The sequence below is a fragment of the Massilia sp. LXY-5 genome (assembly GCF_059801075.1).
In genome coordinates, this window is the sequence record NZ_JBNNEH010000005.1 from 44,223 (window position 1) to 64,180 (window position 19,958).

The following is a 19,958-nucleotide window of genomic DNA, read 5'->3' on the forward strand; positions in this document are numbered from 1 at the left end:
GAGCGTGCGGCTTGTCGCCTGATGGGACACAGCCGGCGCGCCTGACCGACGCCGAGATCCGCGCGGTGTTCGTGGGGCTGCTGCTGGCGATGCTGCTGGCCGCGCTCGACCAGAACATCGTCGCGGTCGCGCTGCCGCGCATCGGCGCCGAGCTGCAGGGCATGGGTATGCTGGCCTGGGTGGTGTCGAGCTACCTGATCGGCTCCACCGTGTCGACGCCGCTGTTCGGTAAACTCGGCGACCTGGCCGGGCGCCGCACGGCGCTCTCGGGCGCCATCCTGTTCTTCGTCCTCGGTGCGCTGGGCTGCGCACTGGCGCCCTCGATGCCCTGGCTGATCGCGGCGCGCGCGCTGCAGGGCATCGGCGGCGGGGCCGTGATCGCGGTCGCCCAGGCCGCGATCGCCGAGGTGGTGGCGCCGCGCGAACGCGGACGCTACCAGATCTATTTCAGCGGTGTGCACGTGGTGGCCAGCGTGGCCGGCCCCGTGGTCGGCGGCCTGCTGACCGAGCACCTGTCCTGGCACTGGATCTTCTGGCTCAACCTGCCGCTCGGGATGCTGGCCCTGGCCGTTTCGCGCAAGGCCCTGGCGCGGGTGCCCGTGCCGCGCGAACGGGCGCCGGTCGATGTCGCCGGCGCGCTGCTGCTCACCGGCGGCCTGGTCGCGCTGCTGGTCGGGATCACCCGCATCGGCATGGGCGTCGGCCCGGGCACGCCATCGCAGTTGGCCGCCTTCGGCGGCGCCGGCCTGCTGCTGTGCGCCTTCGTGCGCCAGGAGGGGAGGGCGCCCGAACCCCTGGTGCCCTTGTCCCTGTTCGCGATCCCTACCGTACGCCTGTCCTGTTGCATCCTCTTTGTCGGCTACATGCAGCTGATCGCGCTCTCCGTACTGGTGCCGATGCGCAGCCAGATGCTGTTCAAGGCGGCGACCGGCGCCTCGGCGCTGGGCCTGGTGCCGCTGACCTTCGGCGGGCCGCTCGGGGCCTACCTGGCCGGGCGCATCATGCTGCGCTCGGGTGCCACGCGGCTGCTGCAGGTGGCCGGGGCCGGGACGGTCGCCGCCGGCGTGCTCGCCCTCGGCCTGACGCGCACCCTCCCGGGCGCCGAGCCGCTGCTGCTCGGCCTGACCGGCATCGGCATCGGCCTTCAGTTTCCGAGCTCCCTGGTGGCGATCCAGAACGCGGTGCCGGGCCGCCACGTCGGCGTCGCCACCGCCACCGCTGTCTTCGCCCGTTCGCTCGGCGCGGCCGTCGGGATCGCGCTCCTGAGCACGACCTTGCTGGTCTGCCTGGGCGGATCGGGCGGATCGGGGGCGGCCATGATGCGCGAGCTGGTCGCCAGCGGCGCCGCCGACCCGGCCACGCTCGCCACGGCCGGCGCCGCCTTCGATACCACTTTCCTCGTCAGCGCGGCGATCGCGGCCAGTTCGTTCGTGGTGTCGCTGTTCCTGCCGCACAGCGCCTTGCGCTCGCATTGACATTCCGCTTCGGAAGTTCAGGCCTTCCAAATTGCCTGCTCCGCACCGTTACGGAAGTTTTATACTGTTCCTCATGCCCCAACAACGAGGAGACACACATGGCTGACCTGTTCGACAACCCGATGGGCCTGATGGGCTTTGAATTCGTCGAGTTCGCATCCCCGACGCCGGGCGTGCTGGAACCCGTCTTCGAGGCGCTCGGCTTCCAGCGCGTCGCCGTCCACCGCTCGAAGGACGTGAGCCTGTACCGCCAGGGCGAGATCAACTTCATCATCAACAACGAGCCGAAGAGCTACGCCGCCTATTTCGCCGCCGAGCACGGCCCGTCGGCCTGCGGCATGGCCTTCCGCGTCAAGGATTCCCATCAAGCCTACAGGCGCGCCCTGGAACTCGGCGCCCAGGCGGTCGAGATCCCGACCGGTCCGATGGAGCTGCGCCTGCCGGCCATCAAGGGCATCGGCGGGGCACCGCTCTACCTGATCGACCGTTTCGAAGACGGCAAGTCGATCTATGACATCGATTTCGAGTTCCTGCCCGGTGTCGAGCGCCGCCCGCCCGGCCACGGCCTCAAGATCATCGACCACCTGACCCACAACGTCTACCGCGGCCGCATGGCCTTCTGGGCCGGCTTCTACGAGAAACTGTTCAATTTCCGCGAAATCCGCTACTTCGACATCAAGGGCGAGTACACCGGCCTGACCTCGAAGGCGATGACCGCGCCCGACGGCAAGATCCGGATTCCGCTGAACGAAGAAGGCAAAGCAGGCGGCGGCCAGATCGAGGAATTCCTGATGCAGTTCAACGGCGAGGGCATCCAGCACATCGCCCTGCTGACCGACGATCTGATGTCCACGGTGGACTCGCTTCGCGCTGCGGGCGTGCCCTTGATGAAAGCGCCGCCCGCCACCTATTACCAGATGCTGGAAGCCCGCATCCCGGGGCATGGCGAGAACGCCGCGCAGCTGCAGTCACGCGGGCTGCTGCTCGACGGCGCGGTCACGGACGGCAAGCCGCGCCTGCTGCTGCAGATCTTCTCGGAGACGCAGCTCGGTCCCGTGTTCTTCGAATTCATCCAGCGCAAGGGCGACGACGGCTTCGGCGAGGGAAATTTCAAGGCCCTGTTCGAGTCGATCGAGCGCGACCAGGTCGAGCGCGGCGTCATCGGGCAGGCCGCCGAAGCAGCGTAATTCTCCCGGATGGGGCGGCGCGGCGCCGCCCCGTTCGAATCGTTTTCAATCCCCCGGGACCGCCTCCTCATTCGCCCGCGACGTCCGCGCGCGCGCCGCCAGAAAATCCACCAGCAATCGGGCCGCCGGCGACAGTAACGCCAGGTCGCGGTAGCAGACCGCGAACCGGCGCCGCGCCCACGGATCGCGCAGGGGCACCACGCGCAGGTCCAGGTTTGCCGCATACGGCGCGGCGATTTCCTTCGGCACGATGCTGATCCCGAGCCGGGCGCGCACGACGCGCATGGCGGCGTCGAAATTCGAGACGATCGCGCGGTAGGTCATGGCCTTGCCCGAGACGGCGGCGGCGCGCCCCAGCATGGTCTGCACCGCCGCACCCGGCGGCAGGCCGACATAGTCGTACTCGAGCGTCTCTTCGAACCAGGCGCGCTTGCGGCCGGCCAGCGGGTGGCCCGGATACACGACGACTGCCAGGTGGTCGGCATGGTAGGGAAGGGAAGCCAGGCCCTCGAGGTTGGCGGCGTCCCAGCAGATGCCGACCGAGGCGCTGCCTTCCTTCAGCGCGCGCACCACGTCGCGGCTCAGGTGTTCTTCGATGTCGACCCGGATGTCGCGGTTCGCCGGCTGGTGCAGGAAGGCGGCCACGTCATCCGGCAGCGATTCGGCGATCGAGGAGACGCTGGCCAGGACCCGCACTTGCCCCTTGATGCCGGCGCTGTAGCCGGCCATGTCGCGGCTGATGCGGTCGGCGCTGGCGAGCATGCCGCGCGCGTGTTCGAGCAGCGTCTCGCCGGCGACGGTGGGCACGACGCCGTGCCGGCGCCGTTCGAGCAGCTTGGCGCCGACCGTGTCCTCGAGCTGCGCCAGGCGCTTGCTGATGGCCGAAGCCACGATGTTTTCCTGCTCGCCGGCGCGCGCCATGTTCCCGATGGTGCAGACGGCGACGAACAGGCGCAGCGTCGTCAGGTCGAGGTCTCTCATGCGAACTTTCAGGGGAAGTGTTCCGTTCTGGTGAGTGACATTCTAAACCGGAATTTCAGCTGTCGCGACGCCGGGGTTGAAGGTGTTTTCGGAAGATCACGGGCGGCCGGATGCTGCTGCTTCTGCCGTGTGCGGCACATTTCGGCCCTATGGATTCACGATCTGGAAAGTCTCCCATTCCGCATTACCACGACGCGGCAGGCCCCTCATCCCTACTATCGAAGGGCTAGCAAAAGCCAGCCGCCCGGCACCAGCGTGCGTCCGGGCGGACTCGAAAACGAACAGGAGACGACATGAAAAAAACAGCGATCGCGCTTGCCATCCTCGGCACCATCGGCGCCGCCCAGGCCCAGACCAGCGTCAGCATGTACGGCATCGTCGATGTCTCGATGCGCCACGAGACCGACGCGCAGGCCGGACGCGCCCGCACCGCCGAAGTCAGCGGCATGATGAACACCAGCCGCTGGGGCTTTCGCGGCAGCGAGGACCTGGGCGGCGACCTGAAGGCGCACTTCCAGCTCGAAGGCGGCTTCAATCCCGACACCGGCGCCCAGTCCGAAGGCCTGTCGCTGTTCGACCGCCGCGCCATCGTCGGCCTGTCCGGCAAATGGGGCCGCATCGACATCGGCCGCACGCCGACCTTCGGCTGGGACTACACGCCCGTCTACGACCCGCTCGGCGGCGCCCTGGCGACGCCGACGCCGACCTCGCGCGCCGGCGGCCGCGCCTCGCTGCTGGTGAACGGCTTCATGTTCGTCACCAACAACCCCTACAACAGCTCGAAGCTGCGCGACAACAGCATCAAGTACGTGTATACGGCCTCCAACGGCCTGCTCGGCGCGGTTGCCTACAACGTGGGCGAGGTCGCCGGCGACAGCAGCAAGCGCTCGGGCCGCCAGGCCGCCATCGGCTACATGAAAGGCGACATCAACGCCATCGCCGCGTACGACCTGCTGCACGACGCGAACAACCTGGAGCAGAAGGTCGTCACCGTCGGCGGCAACTATCGCTTCGCCAGGGCCTGGAAGGCGACGCTGGGCTATGCCGCCCTGACGGCCGACGCCGGGTTTGCGCCATCCTCGACCGTGGTGACCGGCGCGATCGCCAACTATACGTCGACCTTCGGCGTCGCTGCGGGCGGCGAGATCAAGGTCGCCACCGGCGCGGCCGGCCTCGAATACGCGCTGACGCCGGCCCTGTCGCTCACCGGGGCGCTGTACCGTACCCGCGTGACCGGCACCGGCATTCCGGACAACGACTACGATACCTATGCGCTGTTCGCCAGATACGCGTTCTCGAAGCGCACCTCGCTGTATGGGGCGCTGGATCACGAGCGCACCAGCGGCAACGGCAGCACCGCGACCGTCAGCGGCAAGCGCACCAATTCCGCGCTTACAATGGGCATCCAGACGCGCTTCTGATCGGCGGCGCGTCCAACCATTGCGGGAGGAAGCGTGAAAGCATGTATCGTCGGCGCCGGTGCCATCGGCGGCTTCATTGGAACCGGACTTGCCGCCAGCGGCCTGGCCGAGGTCAGCGCCTTCGCGCGGGGGGCGACGTTGCAGGCCCTGAAGGAGCATGGCTGGCGCCTGCGGCGCGGCGAGATGCTGGTGCAGGCGCCGCTTGCGGCGGCCAGCGCCTCCGCCCATGAGTTGGGCGTGCAGGACCTGGTCGTGGTCGCCGTCAAGGGACCGGCGCTGGCGGCGGTTGCGGCGAGCATCGGGCCCCTGATCGGGCCTGAGACGATCGTGCTGCCTGCGATGAACGGCGTGCCCTGGTGGTTCAGCCACGGGATCGCTGCCTTGGGCGACGCGCCGCTGGACAGCGTGGACCCGGACGGGCGCATCGCGGCCGCCATCCCGCTGCGGCACGTGGTGGGTTGCGTGGTCCACGCCAGCACGGCGGTCGTCGAGCCGGGGCTGGTGCAGCACAAGATGGGGCAGGACCTGATCATCGGCGAGCCGGCTGCCGGCCCGTCGGCCCGGGTGCGCGACCTGGGCGGCCTGCTCGAGGCCGCGGGCTTCGAGGTGACGCTGTCGGACGACATCCGCTACGACGCCTGGTACAAGCTGTGGGGGAACATGACCATGAACCCCGTGTCCGCGCTGACCGGCGCCACCGCCGACAGGCTGCTCGACGATCCGCTGGTGCTCGCCTTCTGCAGCGCCGCGATGCGCGAAGCCTCCGCCATCGGCGAACGCATCGGCTGCCGGGTCGAGCAGACGGCCGAAGACCGCCAGGCCGTCACGCGCAAACTCGGCGCTTTTAAAACCTCGATGCTGCAGGACGTCGAAGCGGGCCGGCCGATCGAACTCGACAGCATCGTCGGCGCCGTGCACGAGATCGGGCGCCGCGTCGGCGTGCCCACGCCGAATATCGATGCGATCCTCGGCCTGACGCGCCTGTTCGGGCGCGTGCACGGCCTGTATCCGCAGGCAAGCTAAGGGCCAGTAGGGTGGGCGGATCCTCCGCCCATGCTACAGCTCAGGTGCCCGGTCTTCAGGTAGAAGGTGACGCCCTCGGGGCCCGCCTTCCAGTCCGGCTGGTCGCCGGCGGGCAAACGCAACCACGTGCCGCGTTCATGGAATCCATTCCCGGCGACGATTGCGCCCGCGAGCACGAACAGCTCGGCGCCGCCTGCCGCCGGCAGGCCGAGCGCCTGGCCGGCATCGACACGCTGCAGCGACACCTGTTCGGCCTCGCTCGAAAACAGCTGGCACACCGAACGCTCGCCTGCACGCGTCCAGGCCGACGGATCGCCCGTGTCGATCTGCACCCGGCGGCTGTCATCCGGCGCCATCTGCCACAACTTCACGAAAATGAGCGCGCCCTCGCGGCTGGCCGGCCGATGGCTGGAGCCGGGCGGGTTGCGCAGGTACCAGCCTTGGGTGAAATCGCCGCTCTCGTCGGAAAAGACGCCGTCCAGCACCAGGATCTCCTCGCCGCCCGGGTGCGCATGGGGCGGGAAGGTAGAATCCGGGGCGTAACGCACGATGCTGGTGGCGCGCGCCTTTTCGGCACCGACGCGGTCGAGCATCACGCGCTCGACGCCGGGCTGGGGCGAGGCGACCCATTCATAGTGCTGCGGCGTGACGATAGCGCGCTGCGAAAAATCGGCGTTGACGAGCATGGCATCCTCCGTTGGCGATGCCGGTATTGTAAAGCGGCGCTCTCCGGCCCGGCATGGTCAGGCGTGGCATAATCGAAGCCCGGGTTGCGCACGCCGCGCACCCGCCGTCCAGACGAAAGGAAAAACGATGGTGCTCGAGAGTGCGGAACTGCTGATCAAGGCCGGCATGGAAGAAGAATTCGAGGCGGCGCTGCGCGAAGCGACGCCGCTGTTCAGGCGCGCGCGTGGCTGCGAGGGCATGCAGGTACAGCGCGGTATCGAGAATCCGCTGGCCTACCGTTTGCTGGTGAAATGGCAGACGCTCGAGGACCATACCGTCCACTTCCGCGGCAGCGAGGATTTCCAGGCCTGGCGCCGCCTGGTGGGCCACTGCTTCGACGGCGCACCCGAGGTCACCCATCTGCACACCGTGCACGAGGGTTTCTGATCCAGCCATGTGCGTCAACTACCGTCCGCCCACGCCGGAACAATTCGGCACCCTGGGCGCCTTCAGCGACCTGCCGGCCGACTGGCGCTGGCCGGAAGAGACCTGGAAGGATTACCTGGCGCCGATCCTGCGCCTGGACGCCGACGGCCGCCCATCCGCCTGCCTCGCAAGCTACGGCATGGTTCCGAGGCGCCAGATTCCGCCCGAGATCAAACCCTTCGACACCATGAACGCGCGCGCCGAATCGCTGGGCGAACGGCGCTCCTTCGCGCCCGCCTGGCGCCGCCTGCAGCTGTGCGCGGTGCCGATGGCCTGGTTCTACGAACCCTGCTACGAGAGCGGGCGCGCGGTGCGCCACGCGATCGGCATGCAGGATGAGTCGCTGTTCTATGTGGCAGGACTGTGGCGCGACTGGCCCGAGGCCGACGGCACGGTCACGTCCTCCTTCACCCAGATCACCATCAACGCCGACGAGCACGCGCTGATGCGGCGCATGCACAAGCCGGACGACGAGAAGCGTTCGCTCGTGATCCTTCCGCATGACGAGGTGAACGACTGGCTTGCCTGCACCGACCTCGAACTGGCGCGCAGCTTCCTGCGCCACTATCCGGCGGAGAATATGCGCGACTGGCCGGCGCCGCCCGTGTCGCGCAAGGCGGTCGAGACTTCGCCGAATTTCGAATTGTTTTGAGGGCCGCATAACGTAGGGTGGGCACTTGTGCCCACGCGGGACACAGCGTGACGGTTCGCGGCGGATGGTCTTGCAGAATGTGGCCGGTCATCCGCCGCGTATTCCTTTTGTGTAACCGATCTGCATCCGTTCGACCGCGTGGGCACAAGTGCCCACCCTACGTGCGCGCCGCCAGCCAGCGCTCGAGCGCCGTGATCACCTGGGCATCGTTCGGATGGTCCGCCACCTGGCGCAGCTGCGCCAGCGGCACCAGGTGCACGGCCTGCGACTCCCAGCCCATGTGGGCCGGGCTGCCGCCGATGCGGCGCGCGACGTAGTAGCGCGTGTAGGTGAGCGTGCGTTTCGCGTCCAGCAGGTAGCCGACGATCTCGATCTGCAGTCCGGACTCCTCGAAGGCTTCGCGCACGCAGGCGCAGGGCAGGCTGGTGCCGGGATCGAGCCGGCCCTTCGGGAAGGTCGCCGCATAGCCGCCGAAGGCGTTCGAGGGCGCCACCAGCCACACGCGGCCATCCTTTTCCAGGATGACGGCGCCCGCGGCGGCGGCCAGGCCGGGCGGCAGCGCGAAGGGCGGTTCGGCGAGCTCCGGATAGGCGGCGCAGCTGCTCCATCCGTGCGCGCCGGCGGGTGCATCGTCCCAGGGTGTGAATGCGATCCCGTTCAGCGCGGCCGGCAAGGCGCCGCCGGGGACGACCGTCGCAACTTGCGTGGCATCTTCCCAGTGCGACAAGGGCGTGGGTGTCGAGGGATTGCGGATGTGGACGGCGCCGCCGTCGTCATTCGGGTGGGGGTGGAAAGTCGTCATGGGCGGCTCAGACTACCTCGGCCCGGCCGAAAAAGCCGTACTGCAGGCTGGTGGCGATGCGCCGCGCCGCCAGCAGGAACTCGTCGGCGACTTCCGGCTGGAACAGGCGCCGCACATGCCCCTCGAACAAGGCCAGCCAGCGCCGGAAATGTTCGAGCTCGATCCCCTGCAGCGCCATGTGCTTGCCGAACACGTTGCCCTTGAATTCGCCGCTGGAGAGCATGACCGAACACCAGAAATCGACCATGCGCTCGAGATGCGGCGCCCAGTTGGCGCCGATGGCGCCGTCGAACACCGGCTGCAGCACGCTGTCGCGCCGGATGTCGGTATAAAAATCGTTGACGAGGGTGGCGATCGCGTCGCGGTTCAGTTCGGTGTACATGGTGCTGGCGGGTCGATGAAAAAAAATGGCGCCGGACACGCCGGCGCCATCATTGTGGCAGATTCGCCCCTCGACCGCCCGAAGTCGCTGTCAGCCCGCCGCGCGCTGGATCGCGATCGCGATCGTCGGCGAGTTGAACTGCCGGACAAGCTCGGCCTGCTCCTTCTGCACCGCCGCCAGGTTGGCCAGCTTGACGTGGCCATAGCCGCGGATCTTCTCGGGCAGCCCGGCCAGCTTCAGTGCCGCATCGCGGTTGTGCTGGGTGAGGCCGCTTGCCAGCGACTGCACGAGTGCGATGTACTCGTCGCGCAGGGCGCGCTCGGTCTTGCGCTCGGCCGTATAGCCGAACAGGTCGAAGGGCGTCGCGCGCAGGAATTTCAGGTGGCGCAGCACCTCGAAGCCGCGCATCATCCACGGGCCGAAAGTGCGCTTGGCGGGAATCCCGGTGCCGGGGCGCTTTTTCGACACCAGCGGCGCGGCCAGGTGGAACTGCAGCGTGTAGTCGCCTTCGAACTGGTCGGCGATCAGCTTGCGGAAGGCCGGGTCGGCGTGCAGGCGCGCGACTTCGTACTCGTCCTTGTAGGCCATGAGCTTGTACAGGTTGCGCGCCACGGCCCGGGTGATCGGCAACTTCGAGGCGCTGCCGGCAATCTCGCGCTCCTTGCCTTCGATGGCGCCGACCAACTGCACATAACGCTCGGCATAGGCCGCGTCCTGGTAGGCGGCGAGCTGCTCGCGGCGGAAGGCCACCATCTCTTCCAGCGACTTCGGCGCGGCGAACTGGATGACCTGCGCCTCCGGGCGCCGCAGGCGGACCAGCGCGTCCTTGTCGGCTGCCAGCACGCGGCCGACGGTGAAGGCGCGCTTGTTCATGTCGATCGCTACGTTGTTCAATTCGATGGCGCGCATCATCGCGGGCAAACCCACCGGGATCAGTCCGTGCTGCCAGGCGTAACCCATCAGGAGGATGTTGGCGACGATCGGGTCGCCCAGCACGTCGAAGGCGACATCCTGCGCGTTCAGCACGAAGGTCTCCGCTTCGCTGGCCGAGGCATGGATCTTTGCCAGCAAATCTTCCTTCGGCACGATGGCGTCCGGGTTGCCGGTGAATTCGGCCGTCGGGATTTCGCGTTCGTTGGCGACGACTTTCGTCACGTCGCGCCGCATCACAGCGAGCGCGTCCGGCATGGCGGCCACCACCAGGTCGCAGGCGAGGATGGCGTCGGCCTGCTGCAGGTCGATCCGCACCTGGTTCAGGCGCGCCGGCGATGCGGCCAAGCGCACGTGCGACATCACGGCGCCGCCTTTCTGGGCGAAACCCATGAAGTCCAGGGTCGAGGCGCCTTTGCCTTCCAGGTGGGCCGCCATCGTGATCAGGGCGCCGACCGTGACCACGCCGGTGCCGCCGACACCGGCTACCAGCAGTTCGAAGGGGCGGGCGAAATCGTGCGGCAGCGGCGCCGGATGGCGCGCCAGGACCGCTTCCAGGTCGGCCAGGGTGACGTTTGCTGCGGCCGGCTTTTTCAGCTTGCCGCCCATGACCGACACAAAACTCGGGCAAAACCCTTCGACGCAGGAGTAATCCTTGTTGCACGAGGATTGCTCGATCTGGCGCTTGCGGCCCAGTTCCGTCGCCAAAGGCAGGATCGACAGGCAGTTCGACTGCACGCCGCAATCGCCGCAGCCTTCGCAGACGGCCGGGTTGATGACCATGCGCTTCGGCGGGTCCGGGAACTCGACGTGGGCGCCCTTGTTCTTCTTGCGGCGCCGGCGTTTCTCCGCCGCGCAGGTCTGGTCGTAGACGAGGACGGTGACGCCCTCCATTTCGCGCATGCGGCGCTGCAGGGCATCGAGTTCGCTGCGGTGGTGCACGGTGACGCCGGGCGGCAGGGCGACGCCCGCGTATTTTTCCGGTTCGTCGGTGACCACCACCGCATAGGCCGCGCCTTCGCTGACGACCTGCTGCAGGATCTGCGGCACCGTGAGTTTACCGTCCACCGGCTGGCCGCCGGTCATCGCGACCGCGTCGTTGTACAGGATTTTATAGGTGATGTTGGTGCGCGCGGCGATGGCCTGGCGGATCGCGAGGTAGCCCGAGTGGTAATAGGTGCCGTCGCCCAGGTTCTGGAACACGTGCTTCTCGTTGGTGAAACGCGAGGCGGCGACCCAGGGCACGCCTTCGCCGCCCATCTGGGTCAGGTTCACGGTCGAACGGTCCATCCAGGTCGCCATGAAGTGGCAGCCGATGCCGGCCATGGCGCGGCTGCCTTCGGGTACCTTGGTCGAGGTGTTGTGCGGGCAGCCCGAGCAGAAATAGGGCGTGCGCTTGACGGCGTCGCCCTTGTTCGACAAGACGTCGGCCTTGCAGAAGGCCGGCAGGTGCTGCTCCAGCCGGAGGGCCGGGAAGCGCGGGCCGAGCCAACCGATCAGGGCGGGGGCGATGCGCGAGGGGCGCAGTTCGCCGATGGCGGACAGCAGCGGCGCGCCGTCGAGGCGGGTCTTGCCCAGGATGGCAGGGCGCGTGTCAGGCGGCAAGTTGTAGAAGGCGCTTTTCAGCTGCTCTTCCATGACCGCGCCTTTTTCTTCGACCACCAGCAGTTCTTCCAGGCCCTGGGCAAAGGCGAGCAGGCGCTTGCGCTCGAGCGGATAGGTGAGGCCGGGCTTGTAGATGCGCACGCCCAGCTCGTCCAGGCGCGCTGTCGTCAGGCCCATGCGCTCGAGCGCCTCCATCAGGTCCAGGTAGGCCTTGCCGGCGCTGAGGATGCCGACCCGTGCAGCGGGCGCGGCGACGATCGTGCGGTCGACCGAGTTGGCGGCGGCAAAGGCGGCGATTGCGCGCAGCTTTTCCTCGGTGCGCGCCTCGAGGGCGAGGCTGGGCAGGTCGGGCCAGCGCATGTGCAGGCCATCGGGTGGATACACATAGTCCGGCTTGGCCGCGAAGGGCGCCGGCGGACGCACCTCGATCACGGCGCCGCCTTCGACGGTCTCGGAGATCGCCTTGAAGCCGACCCAGGCGCCCGTGTAACGCGACATCGCCCAGCCGTAGAGGCCGAATTCCGTGTATTCCTCGATGTTTGCCGGGTTCAGTACCGGCATCGACCAGGCCATCAGCGCCTGTTCGCTCTGGTGCGGCATCGACGAGGAGACGCAGCCGTGGTCGTCGCCGAGCACGACCAGCACGCCGCCCAGGGGCGAGCTGCCATAGGTATGGCCGTGCTTGAGCGCGTCCGCGGCACGGTCCACGCCCGGGCCCTTGCCGTACCACATCGCGAACACGCCATCGACCTTGCGCTGCGGATCGGCGCCGACCTGCTGGGTGCCCATGACGGCGGTTGCGCCCAGCTCTTCGTTAATTGCAGGCAGGAATTCAATGGCGTGCTCCTGCAGGATCTTGCTCGCGCGCCAGGCTTCCTGGTCGACCGCGCCGAGCGGGGAGCCGCGGTAGCCGCTGATGAAGCCGGCGGTATTCAGGCCGGCGCCGGCGTCCAGCCGCTTCTGCATGATCGCCATGCGCAGCAGGGCCTGGGTGCCCGTGATGAAGACGCGGCCGGTCTCGCTGACGAGGTTGTCGTCGAGGCGGTAGTCGGGGTAAACCAGGTCCGCATCGAGCGGCGGGCTGAGTTGCTGGGCGTGCTTGGGGATGTCTCCCATCGATGTCTCCATTGTTTTCTTGTCTGCGGCGCATACGCCTGCGGGCTTGCGACAATCTTAATGACTCGTCAGGAACAATTTTTCCTGTTTTTGCGCTTTTGGCGCTAGAATCGGCAAATCATTCCTGAAGTGGCGGTCAAAATGGCAAATTCTTCCCTCGACAAGGGAGCGCTGAAAATACTGCGCGAATTACAGGCAAACAGCCGGATTCCTTCGGCCGAGCTGGCCGAGCGGGTGGGCATGTCGACCTCGCCCTGCTGGCGCCGCCAGAAGGAACTCGAGGAGACCGGCGTCATCGAGCGCTACGTCGCCCTGGTGAACCGCCGCAAAGTCGGGTTGCCGGTATGCTGTTTCCTGCACATCTCGCTGACCGGGCACACGGAGGGCACGGTCAAGACCTTCGAAGACGCCATGAACGTGCGTCCCGAGGTGCTCGAGTGCTACGAGGTGACCGGCACCTTCGACTACACGGTGAAAATGGTGTTCGGCTCGATGGACGATTACCACGACTTCCTGCACAACGTGCTCGTCAAATTGCCCGGCATCTCGCAGATCAACACCAGCGTCGCGCTGCGCGAAGTGAAGTACGAGACGGCCTTGCCTTTGTAGGGTGGGCCATGCCCACGCGGTACGGCGTCTGTACCTTGGTATGCATGCGTACGACCGCGTGGGCGGAGCACGATGAAACCGGAGAAAAGCCCGTCGGGCACAAGGAAAGCTCATGGAGAACAACACGATGACCACCCCCGCCGCGACCGTGGAGCAGGGCATACGCCTGGCAGGCGTCGGCCGCTTCCAGTACCGCCTGTTCCTGATCTTCGGGCTGGTGTGGATGGCGGACGCCATGCAGGTGCTGTCGATCGGCTTCAGCGCCCCCTCGATTGCGAAGACCTTCGGCATCGCGGTGCCGCACGCACTCGAGACGGGCACCCTGTTCTTCGTCGGCATGCTGGTCGGCGCCTTCGTCTTCGGCCGCCTGGCCGACCGCATCGGACGGCGTCCGGTATTGATGATGGCGGTGCTGATCGACGCCTGCTTCGGCGTGGCATCTGCCTTCGCCCCCGATTTCACCTGGCTGCTGGTGCTGCGCTTCCTGACCGGCATCGGCGTCGGCGGCACGCTGCCGGTCGACTACACGATGATGGCGGAGTTCCTGCCCAGCGAGCGGCGCGGGCGCTGGCTGGTGCTGCTCGAATCGTTCTGGGCGGTCGGCACCATCCTGCTGGCGGTGCTGGCCCTGTTCGCGCTGTCTTGGGGCGACGACGCCTGGCGCGTGATCTTTTTCGTGACCGGCATCCCGGCCCTGGTCGGCATCGTGCTGCGGCTCTCGATTCCCGAGTCGCCGATGTACCTCAATCGCAGCGGGAATGCCGAAGGCGCGCGCGCGGTGCTCGAGCGGATCGCCCGGGTCAACCGGCGCAGCGTGACGATCCCGGCACTGCATCCGGAACTCGCCGTGAAACGCTCGCTCGGCGACCTGTTTGCGGGCAGCCTGCGCCGCCGCAGCATCGCCCTGTTCGTCGCCTGGGCGCTGATCTCGATCGCCTATTACGGCGTGTTCGTCTACCTGCCGGTGAAACTCGGCGCGGCGGGATTCGGCTTCATGCGCGGCCAGGAATTCCTGATCGTGCTGGCGCTGGTGCAGCTGCCCGGGTTCGCGCTGTCGGCCTATGGCGTCGAACGCTGGGGACGCAAGCCCACCCTGGTCGGCTTCCTGCTGCTGAGCGCCGCGGGCTGCCTGTGCTACAGCCTGGGCAGCACCACCGCCGTGGTGGTGGGATCGACCCTCCTGATGAGTTTTGCGCTGCTGGGCACCTGGGGCGCGCTCTACGCTTTTACGCCCGAGGTCTATCCGACCGAGCTGCGCGCGAGCGGCATGGGCATGGCGGGCGCGGTGGCGCGCTTCGGCGGCCTGTTCGCGCCGATGATCGTGGCGCCGGTGATGGCGACCCATTTCACGCTGTCGCTGGGCATGCTGGCCGCCTTCCTCGCATTCGGGGCGGTCGCGATCCTGTGCGTCGACGTCGAGTCGCGCAACCGCGCGCTGGAGTGAGCCTTCAGCGCAGGTCGGCCGTCTCGTAGTAGACGGTCCCGGCCACCGGCGCCTGGCGCGCCAGATCGGCCAGGTTTTCCTCGACGCCGTGCTTCGCCACCGCGACCGGCGCGCCTGCTGCACGTTCGAGCAGCACGATATGGTCGAAGTCGGGCCGGCTGTCGACCAGCTTGACGAGGAAGGGGCCGACCGGCACGTAGCGCGCCAGCGCCTGCACCGCCGGCCGCGGCGACAGGGGGCGGTACAGCACGACCCGTTCGACGACCAGCTCGGCGCCCTGCACGCGCGGCGTCCCGTCGCGTTCAAAATGGCCCTCGACGACCGTGGCCTTGAATCCACGCAGGGGCGTATCCGTATCCGGCGCGAGGCGCCGCAGGGCGAAGCTTTCCGGTTCAAGCGTCCACAGCGCGGTCTTGCCGTCGAGGCGGGCGCGCATGGCGCGGTCCAGTTGCGGATCCTTGAAGCGCAGCTGGAGCACGACCTGGGCGTCGTGCGGCGCGTGGAACAGCGGCAGGTGCGAGGCGTACAGTCCGCCCTGGCCGCCGAACAGCACCATGCCGTGCACGCCATGGCTGGCTTCGGCCGCAAGCAGGTGCAGCGGCAGCAGGAAGGCGAACAGGGCGAAGCAGCGACGAAGCGAAGGCAGGCGGGCGAACATCATGGTTCCAGGAGGAGGGGGAAGCCGTGCATGGTAGGCGTCCTGCGCGCGGGCGTAAAGCAAAAAATGGCGCCGGAGGGAGCGGCGTTCATGCGTTTCCCCCTGGCGGCGGTGTTGCTTATATAATCAGAGTTTCGGTCCCTCAGCACGCCCGGTACAAGCCGATGACTTCGCGACCTCACCGCCCCAAGCCCGATGCAGCGCCGTCCGCCAGCCCCGGCCTGGGCGCGGACGCCGAGGCCGGCGTGTTCTCCTTCCTGCAGCACCGCATCCGCGACGTCATCTTCGTCCTCGAGGTCCAGGCGCCCGAGCGCTACCGCTTCATCCACGTGAACGCGGCCTTCGAAGCCACGACCGGCATACCGGCGGCGGCCGTGGTCGGCAAATGGGTCGACGAGGTGATTCCGCCGGAGTCGATCGCGCTGGTCCGTTCCAGGTACCGGCATGCCATCGAGACCGGAGACAGCGTGCATTGGGACGAGGTTTCGAACTATCCGACCGGGACCAAGGTAGGCGAGGTGACGGTGACCCCCGTCACTGGCCCCGACGGCAGCGTGACAATGCTGATCGGCACCGTGCACGACATCACCGAACGCGCCCAGGCCCAGGAGCGGCTGGCCGAGCTGGAGGAGCGCTCACGGCTGGCGCTGGAGGCGTCCGGTTCGGGCTCCTTCGACTGGCATGCGGACACGAACCGCGTCTTCCTGTCCGACCACTGCCGCCAGATCCTCGGCTTCATGGCCGACTCCTTCGAACTCGATACCGGCCGCCTGCCGCGCCTGGTGCATCCGGACGACCTGGCGCTGGCGCGCGAGACGATCGTCGGGGCCACCTCCGGCGCGGCCACCAGCTTCTCGGTCGAACTGCGGGTGCGCCACCTGTACGGGCACTGGGTCTGGCTGCGCTGCCAGGGCCGTGCCGTGGTGGCGGGCGGCGCCGCGAGCCGGGTGTTCGGCGCCTGTTCCGACATCACGCGCGCCAGGGAAGCCGAGGAAGCGATGGAACGCGCCTCGCTGGTGTTCGCGCACAGCAGCGACGCGATCGCCATCTCGGACGCCGCCGGCCGCATCATCATGGTCAACCCCGGCTTCACGCGCATGCGCGGCTACGGCAGCGACGAGATCATCGGCCTCACCGCCGACGTCTACAACGCCGGCATCGAGCGCGAGGGCGGCCACGAGGCATTGCGCTCGGAGGCGCGCGCCACCGGCCATTCGAAGGGGGAGGTCTGGAGCCGGCACAAGGACGGCCACCTGATCGCGGAGCAGCGCTCGGTCACCGCGGTCAAGGTCGCCGACGGCGCGGTGCGCCACTACATCGAGATCGCCAGCGACATCACGCGCGCCAAGAAGGACGAAGAGCTGCTCTGGCGCCAGGCGAATTACGACAGCCTGACCGGGCTGCCGAACCGCCACCTGTTCCTCGACCGCCTGCGCCAGGCGATCCGGAACACCCACCGCGGCGAGCACCCGGCCTTCTCGCTGCTGTACATCGACCTCGACCAGTTCAAGGAAGTCAACGACACGCTCGGCCATTCGGTCGGCGACCAGCTGCTCAAGGAAGCGGCCCAGCGCCTGCTGTGCTGTACCCGCGATACCGACACTGTGTCCCGGCTTGGCGGCGACGAATTCACCGTCCTTCTGGTCGACATGCACGACCAGGGCAACGAGGCGCCGCAGGTGATCGAGCGCGTCGCCCGCGAGATCATCGACGCGATGTCGCAGCCCTTCCACCTCGAGGGCGAAACCCTGCACCTGTCGGCCAGCATCGGGGTGACGCACTTCCCGGGCGACGCCGGCGACGCCGACAGCCTGCTGAAACACGCCGACCAGGCCATGTACGCGGCCAAGCAGCTGGGGCGCAACCGCTTCGCCTACTTCTCGCCGGCGATGCAGGCGCGGGCCCAGGAGCGGCGCCGCACCAGCGAAGAATTGCGCCAGGCGATAGCGCGCGGCGAACTGCATGTGCATTACCAGCCGATCGTGGAGATGGAAACGGGTAAGATCGTCAAGGCCGAGGCGCTCGTACGCTGGCGGCATCCCGAGCGCGGCTGGATCAGTCCCGTCGAATTCATTCCGCTGGCCGAGGAGACCCGCCTGATCTTCGAGATCGGCGAGTGGGTGTTCCGCACGGTGGTGACCGACAGCGCGCGCTGGATCCTCGAGCAGGGGCGCGAGATCCAGGTCGGCGTCAACGTCTCTCCGCTCCAGATCAGCAAGGGCGGAGCCAGCTTTGCGCGCTGCATGGACTTCCTCGAGACACATGCCTTGCCGCGCCATTCGATCGTCGTCGAGATCACCGAAGGCTCGCTGCTGCAGCACGACCGCACGGTGGAAGACCGGCTGCGCGAGCTGGGCGAGCGTGGCCTGGCGCTGGCGCTCGACGACTTCGGCACCGGCTATTCCTCGCTGTCCTACCTGCAGCAATACCGCTTCGAGTTCCTCAAGATCGACCGCGCTTTCGTGGGCAACATGAAAACGGGCAGCCGCCAGCTCGCCCTGTGCAAGACCATCATCGCCATGGCCCACACGCTGGACATGCGCGTCATCTCCGAGGGGATCGGCGACGCGGATGCGGCCGAGCTGCTGCGCCATGCCGGCTGCGACTATGGCCAGGGTTTCTTCTTCCATCAGCCGATGCCGGCCGAGGCTTTCGAGGCGCTGCTGCGGGCACGCGCCGCGCCGCCGGCGCTGCGCTAGGCTACCCGGCCGCGGGGCGCGACTGGAACAATGGGCGCCGATGCGCTATGCTCGCGGACTTCGAACGATGCGGACCGGGTGCAATGGTGGATAAAAACGACGCGGGCCCGGGGGGCCGGGAGCTGGGCCCGGCAAGTGCGCTGGAGCGCCTGCCGCCCTTGCTGGCGACATCGCTGGCGAACGGCGACGCGCAGGCAAAAATCCAGGCGCGCGCCCGCCGCGATGCGCAGATGCGCGGCGTGGACTCGATCGAGGCGCTGCGCGAGGCGGTCAAGGAGGCCGCCCGTGCGCTGCCGGTGCTCGCCGCGATCCCGCGCCTGGGCAAGCTCGATGCGGCCGGCTTCCGGCGCCAGGCGGCGCTGGGCTTGCCCTTCCTGGTCCCGGGCCTGGCGGCGCGCTGGCCGCTGGCCGCGCTCACCCCGCAGACCCTGCGCGAGCGCTTCGGCGCGCTGCCGGTGCGCGCCCGCGTGGGCGATTATGTCGGCACCGCCTTCGCGCCCGATCGCGCGATGCGCGACATGTCGATGCTCGACTACCTCGAGCTGGCCGCGGCCGGCACCGAGGGCCTGCCGCCCTATCTCGGCAACCTCGAACTGCGCGAACTGAATCGCTTCTGCCACTGGCCCGCGTTTTTCGACAAACCCGGCCCGCCGCGCTTCTGGCTCGGCCCCGCGGGCACGGTGACGCCGCTGCACGCCGACTACGACGACAATATCTTCGTCCAGGTCTGGGGCGCCAAGCGCATCTTCCTGGCGCCGCCGCACCACGACACCTTCCTGTATCCGCGCGAGGCGAACCCGCTGCTGTTCGGCTCTCCGTTCGACCCGGAAGCGCCGGATTTCGCGCGTTTCCCGCTGGCGCGCCAGGCGGCGCTGCTCGACTGCGTGGTCGAGGCGGGCGACCTGCTGTACGTACCGGCCGGATGGTTCCACCAGGTGCGCTCGCTGAGCTTTTCGCTGTCGTCGAACCGCTGGTCGCGCACCCGGCCGGTGGTGCTCGACCGCGCCTGATCAGCGGTTGTCGTCGCGCTCGTCCGCTTCGCGCTGGCCGCCGGCTTGCTCGGGCACCCGCGCGCGCGGCAGGTGCCAGTCGTAGCGCACCGCCGCCATGCGCAGGCCGAAGCACAGCGCCGCTCCTGCCACGGCGGTGGCCGTCGTCGGCAGCTGCAGGGCGTCGCCGATCACCACCACCGCGGCGCCGGCAAGCGCGGCGACCGCATAGATGTCCGACCTGAACACGGCCGGCACGTTCGACAGCAGCACGTCGCGCGCGATGCCGCCACCGATCCCGGTCAGCATGCCGAGCAGCGCCGCCATCACCGGCTCGAGGCCATACACCAGCGCCTTCTGCGCGCCGGCCACGCAAAACAGCGCCAGCCCGACGGCATCGAAGAACAGCACGGGACTGCGCAGGCGGTTGATGAGCGGGTACCAGAAGAAGATGACGATTCCGGCCAGCATCGAGACGGCGAGGTAGCGCCAGTCGCTGATCGCGGCCGGCGGGGTGGCGCCGATCAGGAGGTCGCGCACGATGCCGCCGGAGTTCGCCGCCACGAACGACAGCACCAGCACGCCGAAGATGTCGAGCCGGCGGCGCGCGCCGGCGGTGGCGCCGCTGAGGGCGAAGACGAAGGTGCCGACCAGGTCGAGCGTCAGCACGAGGGTCTTCATGGCGGCCCCCATATCGAGGGAAAGAACATCAAACACGGTGACTTGCCTTTGTAATTCGGTTGCCGCCTGGAGCAGGGCGGCGAAACCCGACATGATAGCCTGCCGCGGGCGTTTGCATTCCCGGATGCGAAGAAGCCCCTGCAGGCAGGGGC

At 68.1% G+C, this 19,958-nt stretch carries 17 protein-coding genes; 10 read left to right on the plus strand and 7 right to left on the minus strand.

All coding sequences use genetic code 11. The annotated features are described in order from the left end of the window. The first annotated feature begins 11 nt into the window (after positions 1-11). Together ACI48I_RS15280 and hppD are read left to right on the plus strand one after the other, a co-directional pair. Positions 12-1,475, plus strand: a complete 1,464-nt coding sequence (locus ACI48I_RS15280) for an MFS transporter (protein WP_498574661.1) — start codon at positions 12-14, stop codon at positions 1,473-1,475. A gap of 98 nt (positions 1,476-1,573) precedes the next feature. Then, the gene (hppD, locus tag ACI48I_RS15285; RefSeq protein ID WP_193685595.1) at positions 1,574-2,662 is read left to right on the plus strand and encodes a 4-hydroxyphenylpyruvate dioxygenase; all 1,089 of its coding nucleotides are present in this window, start codon (positions 1,574-1,576) and stop codon (positions 2,660-2,662) included. Between the two features lie 45 nt (positions 2,663-2,707). Here hppD and ACI48I_RS15290 read toward each other — a convergent pair whose 3' ends face one another. Beyond that, a complete protein-coding gene (locus ACI48I_RS15290) occupies positions 2,708-3,643 on the minus strand; it encodes a LysR family transcriptional regulator (protein ID WP_498574662.1) in 936 nt (311 codons plus the stop codon). A 293-nt stretch (positions 3,644-3,936) separates the two neighbouring features. Here ACI48I_RS15290 and ACI48I_RS15295 point away from each other — a divergent pair, with 293 nt between their 5' ends. Together ACI48I_RS15295 and ACI48I_RS15300 are read left to right on the plus strand one after the other, a co-directional pair. After that, entirely contained in the window at positions 3,937-5,064 is a 1,128-nt protein-coding gene (locus tag ACI48I_RS15295) for a porin (RefSeq protein ID WP_498574663.1), read from the plus strand. A 33-nt stretch (positions 5,065-5,097) separates the two neighbouring features. Beyond that, the gene (locus ACI48I_RS15300; protein ID WP_498574664.1) at positions 5,098-6,087 is read left to right on the plus strand and encodes a 2-dehydropantoate 2-reductase; all 990 of its coding nucleotides are present in this window, start codon (positions 5,098-5,100) and stop codon (positions 6,085-6,087) included. On the opposite strand, the gene ACI48I_RS15305 is transcribed toward ACI48I_RS15300, so the two are convergent. Then, complete coding sequence (locus ACI48I_RS15305) at positions 6,084-6,773, minus strand: cupin domain-containing protein (protein WP_498574665.1); 690 nt, start codon at positions 6,771-6,773, stop codon at positions 6,084-6,086. The two genes, ACI48I_RS15300 and ACI48I_RS15305, sit on opposite strands and share 4 nt — an antisense overlap. A gap of 127 nt (positions 6,774-6,900) precedes the next feature. On the opposite strand from ACI48I_RS15305, the gene ACI48I_RS15310 reads away from it, so the two are divergent. Beyond that, a complete protein-coding gene (locus tag ACI48I_RS15310) occupies positions 6,901-7,200 on the plus strand; it encodes an antibiotic biosynthesis monooxygenase family protein (protein WP_498574666.1) in 300 nt (99 codons plus the stop codon). A gap of 7 nt (positions 7,201-7,207) precedes the next feature. Further along, positions 7,208-7,891 carry an SOS response-associated peptidase gene (locus ACI48I_RS15315; RefSeq protein WP_193685601.1) on the plus strand — a complete coding sequence of 228 codons (684 nt, stop codon included), beginning with the start codon at positions 7,208-7,210 and terminating at the stop codon, positions 7,889-7,891. Between the two features lie 157 nt (positions 7,892-8,048). On the opposite strand, the gene ACI48I_RS15320 is transcribed toward ACI48I_RS15315, so the two are convergent. From ACI48I_RS15320 to ACI48I_RS15330, 3 genes are all read right to left on the minus strand, one after another. Continuing rightward, positions 8,049-8,693 carry an NUDIX hydrolase gene (locus tag ACI48I_RS15320; RefSeq protein WP_498574667.1) on the minus strand — a complete coding sequence of 215 codons (645 nt, stop codon included), beginning with the start codon at positions 8,691-8,693 and terminating at the stop codon, positions 8,049-8,051. A gap of 7 nt (positions 8,694-8,700) precedes the next feature. Next, positions 8,701-9,075 (minus strand): group III truncated hemoglobin, encoded by a 375-nt coding sequence (locus ACI48I_RS15325; protein ID WP_498574668.1) that lies wholly within the window; start codon positions 9,073-9,075, stop codon positions 8,701-8,703. 90 nt (positions 9,076-9,165) lie between these two features. Then, on the minus strand, positions 9,166-12,726 hold the full coding sequence (locus tag ACI48I_RS15330) for an indolepyruvate ferredoxin oxidoreductase family protein (RefSeq protein WP_498574669.1): 3,561 nt from the start codon (positions 12,724-12,726) through the stop codon (positions 9,166-9,168). Between the two features lie 141 nt (positions 12,727-12,867). Here ACI48I_RS15330 and ACI48I_RS15335 point away from each other — a divergent pair, with 141 nt between their 5' ends. Both ACI48I_RS15335 and ACI48I_RS15340 read left to right on the plus strand, forming a co-directional pair. Beyond that, complete coding sequence (locus ACI48I_RS15335) at positions 12,868-13,335, plus strand: Lrp/AsnC family transcriptional regulator (RefSeq protein WP_193685605.1); 468 nt, start codon at positions 12,868-12,870, stop codon at positions 13,333-13,335. Between the two features lie 127 nt (positions 13,336-13,462). Next, positions 13,463-14,779 (plus strand): MFS transporter, encoded by a 1,317-nt coding sequence (locus ACI48I_RS15340; RefSeq protein WP_498575033.1) that lies wholly within the window; start codon positions 13,463-13,465, stop codon positions 14,777-14,779. 4 nt (positions 14,780-14,783) lie between these two features. Here ACI48I_RS15340 and ACI48I_RS15345 read toward each other — a convergent pair whose 3' ends face one another. Beyond that, entirely contained in the window at positions 14,784-15,440 is a 657-nt protein-coding gene (locus tag ACI48I_RS15345) for a hypothetical protein (protein WP_193685606.1), read from the minus strand. Positions 15,441-15,601: 161 nt separating this feature from the next. Between ACI48I_RS15345 and ACI48I_RS15350 the strand changes: the two genes are divergently transcribed. Further along, positions 15,602-18,136 carry an EAL domain-containing protein gene (locus ACI48I_RS15350; RefSeq protein WP_498574670.1) on the plus strand — a complete coding sequence of 845 codons (2,535 nt, stop codon included), beginning with the start codon at positions 15,602-15,604 and terminating at the stop codon, positions 18,134-18,136. Positions 18,137-18,219: 83 nt separating this feature from the next. Continuing rightward, on the plus strand, positions 18,220-19,146 hold the full coding sequence (locus ACI48I_RS15355; RefSeq protein ID WP_498574671.1) for a cupin-like domain-containing protein: 927 nt from the start codon (positions 18,220-18,222) through the stop codon (positions 19,144-19,146). Here ACI48I_RS15355 and ACI48I_RS15360 read toward each other — a convergent pair whose 3' ends face one another. Next, a complete protein-coding gene (locus ACI48I_RS15360; RefSeq protein ID WP_498574672.1) occupies positions 19,147-19,899 on the minus strand; it encodes a trimeric intracellular cation channel family protein in 753 nt (250 codons plus the stop codon). It abuts the gene before it with no gap. Positions 19,900-19,958 lie beyond the last annotated feature (59 nt).

Coding starts and splice junctions, on each gene's coding strand:
- hppD (WP_193685595.1), top strand. CDS start 1,574: ATGGCTGACCTGTTCGACAACCCGATGGGCCTGATGGGCTTTGAATTC.
- ACI48I_RS15335 (WP_193685605.1), top strand. CDS start 12,868: ATGGCAAATTCTTCCCTCGACAAGGGAGCGCTGAAAATACTGCGCGAA.
- ACI48I_RS15320 (WP_498574667.1), bottom strand. CDS start 8,693: ATGACGACTTTCCACCCCCACCCGAATGACGACGGCGGCGCCGTCCAC.
- ACI48I_RS15305 (WP_498574665.1), bottom strand. CDS start 6,773: ATGCTCGTCAACGCCGATTTTTCGCAGCGCGCTATCGTCACGCCGCAG.
- ACI48I_RS15350 (WP_498574670.1), top strand. CDS start 15,602: ATGACTTCGCGACCTCACCGCCCCAAGCCCGATGCAGCGCCGTCCGCC.
- ACI48I_RS15310 (WP_498574666.1), top strand. CDS start 6,901: ATGGTGCTCGAGAGTGCGGAACTGCTGATCAAGGCCGGCATGGAAGAA.
- ACI48I_RS15355 (WP_498574671.1), top strand. CDS start 18,220: ATGGTGGATAAAAACGACGCGGGCCCGGGGGGCCGGGAGCTGGGCCCG.
- ACI48I_RS15345 (WP_193685606.1), bottom strand. CDS start 15,440: ATGATGTTCGCCCGCCTGCCTTCGCTTCGTCGCTGCTTCGCCCTGTTC.
- ACI48I_RS15330 (WP_498574669.1), bottom strand. CDS start 12,726: ATGGGAGACATCCCCAAGCACGCCCAGCAACTCAGCCCGCCGCTCGAT.
- ACI48I_RS15315 (WP_193685601.1), top strand. CDS start 7,208: ATGTGCGTCAACTACCGTCCGCCCACGCCGGAACAATTCGGCACCCTG.
- ACI48I_RS15295 (WP_498574663.1), top strand. CDS start 3,937: ATGAAAAAAACAGCGATCGCGCTTGCCATCCTCGGCACCATCGGCGCC.
- ACI48I_RS15290 (WP_498574662.1), bottom strand. CDS start 3,643: ATGAGAGACCTCGACCTGACGACGCTGCGCCTGTTCGTCGCCGTCTGC.
- ACI48I_RS15360 (WP_498574672.1), bottom strand. CDS start 19,899: ATGTCGGGTTTCGCCGCCCTGCTCCAGGCGGCAACCGAATTACAAAGG.
- ACI48I_RS15340 (WP_498575033.1), top strand. CDS start 13,463: ATGACCACCCCCGCCGCGACCGTGGAGCAGGGCATACGCCTGGCAGGC.
- ACI48I_RS15325 (WP_498574668.1), bottom strand. CDS start 9,075: ATGTACACCGAACTGAACCGCGACGCGATCGCCACCCTCGTCAACGAT.